Origin of the sequence: Streptomyces sp. SID12488 (assembly GCF_010548275.1) — a bacterium.
Lineage (GTDB): Bacteria > Actinomycetota > Actinomycetes > Streptomycetales > Streptomycetaceae > Streptomyces.
This window is the reverse complement of record NZ_JAAGLT010000181.1, coordinates 1-252: the sequence shown is the minus strand read 5'-3', so window position 1 is coordinate 252 and position 252 is coordinate 1. Positions and strand designations below refer to the sequence as shown.

General features: G+C 67.5%; 1 pseudogene. It reads left to right on the top strand.

Annotation, left to right across the window (positions count from 1 at the left end):
* Nucleotides 1-128, top strand: a pseudogene (locus G3I56_RS44610) (IS3 family transposase); the annotation flags it as partial.
* Nucleotides 129-252: the final 124 nt, after the last annotated feature.

The following is a 252-nucleotide window of genomic DNA, read 5'->3' as shown; positions in this document are numbered from 1 at the left end:
TCAGCCAGGCCGAGGTCGACGCGGGCGAACGCGACGGCCTGACCAGCAGTGAACGCGAGGAGTTGGCCGCGCTGCGACGGGAGAACCGCCGGCTTCGCGAGGACGTGGAGGTCCTCAAGCGGGCCACCTTAGATTCAACCGGTCAGAGCAACAGTGCTGGTTGAGGACGGTTTACGTGGCGAGACTGGGTCGGCCGGGGATGTCGGACGAGATGAAGGCCGACTTGTGGCGGCGCTGGAGGGCCGGGGAGTC